This window comes from Kocuria sp. CCUG 69068, assembly GCF_020833785.1.
Lineage (GTDB): Bacteria > Actinomycetota > Actinomycetes > Actinomycetales > Micrococcaceae > Kocuria > Kocuria rosea.
Genome location: NZ_PDDL01000209.1, coordinates 1 through 2,410 on the forward strand (window position 1 = coordinate 1; position 2,410 = coordinate 2,410).

Annotated in this window: 4 protein-coding genes and 1 pseudogene; 2 read left to right on the top strand and 3 right to left on the bottom strand. The window is 75.4% G+C overall.

Translation table 11 applies throughout. The features are described from left to right. Together CRM73_RS18895 and CRM73_RS18900 are read right to left on the bottom strand one after the other, a co-directional pair. A pseudogene (locus CRM73_RS18895) lies at positions 1-318 on the bottom strand (hypothetical protein); the annotation flags it as partial. Further along, positions 318-971 (bottom strand): SAF domain-containing protein, encoded by a 654-nt coding sequence (locus CRM73_RS18900; protein ID WP_017833633.1) that lies wholly within the window; start codon positions 969-971, stop codon positions 318-320. The gene CRM73_RS18900 and the pseudogene CRM73_RS18895, both read right to left, overlap by 1 nt. Positions 972-1,211: 240 nt before the next feature. Here CRM73_RS18900 and CRM73_RS18905 point away from each other — a divergent pair, with 240 nt between their 5' ends. Then, a complete protein-coding gene (locus CRM73_RS18905; protein WP_017833632.1) occupies positions 1,212-1,427 on the top strand; it encodes a helix-turn-helix domain-containing protein in 216 nt (71 codons plus the stop codon). 27 nt (positions 1,428-1,454) lie between these two features. Here the strand turns inward: CRM73_RS18905 and CRM73_RS18910 are convergent, their stop codons facing one another. Beyond that, positions 1,455-2,018, bottom strand: a complete 564-nt coding sequence (locus CRM73_RS18910) for a hypothetical protein (protein WP_017833631.1) — start codon at positions 2,016-2,018, stop codon at positions 1,455-1,457. A gap of 210 nt (positions 2,019-2,228) precedes the next feature. Here CRM73_RS18910 and CRM73_RS18915 point away from each other — a divergent pair. Beyond that, a partial coding sequence (locus CRM73_RS18915) for a hypothetical protein (RefSeq protein WP_229588760.1) occupies positions 2,229-2,410 on the top strand: 182 nt, incomplete at its 3' end.

The window sequence follows — 2,410 nt, forward strand, 5'->3', positions numbered from 1 at the left end:
GACGAGGCGGGCGGCGTCCTCGGGGGCCGCCCGCTCCGGGACGACCACGGCGCCGAGACCGGCGAGGCGGCGGTGGTCGTGGCCCTCCAGCACCAGCAGCGCCGCGCCGCCGAGCCGGATCTGCTCGAGCAGGCTCGCCGTGAGGTCCTCGGCGCCCTCCGCCACGAGGGCGGCCCGGCCGAGTCCGGCGCGCGCCGCGGCCAGCAGCTCCGTGAGGTCGAGGCAGCGGCGGACCACCGTGACCGGTCCGTGCAGCCGTTCGATGCCGTCGACGAGGGGCCAGGTGGAGACCCCCAGGGCCATGACCGGGAGGACCATCACCGGCCGCCCGCGGGATTCCACACGAGCGTGACGCGGGCGTCGTTGCCGAGCGCGTCCACGAGCTCCTCCATCGGGTCCTCCTCGACCAGGACGTGCACCACGGTGCCGCGGCCCGCGCCGAGGGCGGTCTGCTCCGTCTGCACGCCGGCGATCTCGGCCGCCGGGAGCAGCAGGCGGGCCGGCTCGTGGCCGCGGCCGGAGGGCTTCTGGGCGGCGACCCAGACGTCCACGCGCGTTCCCGCCCCGGCGTCCTGGGGCAGCGGATGGTCCACCGGGACGGCGACCGGCTTGCGGTCCAGCCGGTCCGCGGTGCCCAGCGCGGACCCTGGCAGCAGCTGGCCCGCCGGGATCCGCTGCGTCGCGACCGTGCCCGGCCCCGGTGCCGCGTCCGCAGGGACGTAGAGGTCCGCCGCGTCCTGCAGCCGGACGTCGACGGCCACCAGGTCCTCCCCGGTCACGTCCTGGCCGACCTCGATGTCCCGGGCGGCCGCCAGGTAGGGGTCCGTGCGGTTCGTGGCGGTGACCACGGCGGTCACCCCGGCGACGGAGAGCAGCACGAGCAGCAGCCCGGTGAGCAGCCTCGGGTCCCGCCAGGTCGGTCTCCGGAACCGGGCCGACGGGGCGTCCGTGCCCCTGACCGTGCCGCTCATCGGCGACCGCCTCTCTCGTTGCCCGCACGGCCGTGGGGACCGTGCTCGTGGCCCACATTCTGCCCGCGGCCGTGGTGCCCCGGGAACCGGTCGGTGCACAACTGGGGACAGGAGGCGCGCCCCGGCCACCCGTGCCCGCCCGGGGCGGGCGGTGGCGACGCCGCATGTGGACGGGGAGCCGTTGCGCCTCTTCGGTGGCAGACTGGAATGGGAGAGCAACCACGAGCAAGGAGGCGGAGGATGGCGCAGCAGCGCTTCCTGACCTTGGCGGACGTCGCCGAGATCCTCAACATCTCGGCGACGCAGGCGAGGGCTCTCGTGCGCAGCGGGGAGCTGCCCGCCATCCAGGTGGGCGGCCGCGGCCAGTGGCGCGTCGAGACCGCCAAGCTGGAGGAGTACATCGCCCGCGGCTACGAGCGGACAGCGGAGGCGGTGCGCTCGGGCGCGCTCGACTGATCCACCGGGACGCCGCCGCCGACCGTCTCACCCCGCCGTGAGCGAGGAGACGCAGACCAGCGCGGGGAACGGCACGGCGCGCAGCGCGGTCACGCTGCCCCGTCTGCGGTAGTCGTCGTCGGGGTGCAGGGCCAGGTCGAAGAAGTCCGCGCCCACCTGGTCGACCGTCCCCTCGAGCTCGCCCAGCGGTCCACCGCCGGCGAGCCGGATCCGCACCCCGGCCCTGGCCCGGGCCAGGGCGCGCAGCGCGTGCCCCAGGCCGAGCCGCAGGGCCAGCGGGTCGTCACCGGGCGCCCACCCCCGGCCGAGGGACTCCCACCACAGGACGGCTCCCAGCGGCACCAGGTGCTCGGTGCCCCGGTCCTCGAGGACGACCCAGCCGGCGCCCACCGTGCGCACCCGGCCCTCGAGCGGGACGGCACCGGTGAGCAGGGCCCGAACGGGTTCGCCCTGCCGGAGGCGCAGCCGGTCGGTCAGGCGCACCCGGGAGTACTCCGCGCGGGCCTGCTCCGCCGCCTCCTCCTCCACGCCCTGCTGGTGCGCGGAGGCCAGCTGCGCCTCCAGGTCCGCGAACAGCTGCTCCCAGCGCACTGCAGGGCCTCCCCTTCCGGCTCCCGGGCCGTCCGGTCGCGCAGGGCCTCAACGTAGGCGTCCGCCCTGCCCTCGTCAAGGAACGTCATGTCCACCGCGGGCCGCTGAGACCTTTACACCGGCACCTAGGGGGTGCTAGCAATGCTTCACGACGTCAAACAGCAACAAATGCTGTCAAACGACATGAAAGCTCACTTTCAGGGAGATCAGATGATCGGCACCCCAGGATCTGCGAGCACCGCGTCCGCTCCGCTGTGGTCTGTGCTCCTGGTGCCCGCCCTGGGTGCGGCCACCGCGGCCTGCGGCGCAGCCCTGGCCGGTGCGGGCGGCGTCCGCACCGGCGGGGGCCCGGACACCGGGGCGCTGATCGGGCTCGCGGCGGCCGTGCTCGG

Bases quoted from the DNA above. Each gene is read 5' to 3' on its own strand.
- CRM73_RS18905 (WP_017833632.1), top strand. From the start codon at position 1,212: ATGGCGCAGCAGCGCTTCCTGACCTTGGCGGACGTCGCCGAGATCCTC.
- CRM73_RS18900 (WP_017833633.1), bottom strand. From the start codon at position 971: ATGAGCGGCACGGTCAGGGGCACGGACGCCCCGTCGGCCCGGTTCCGG.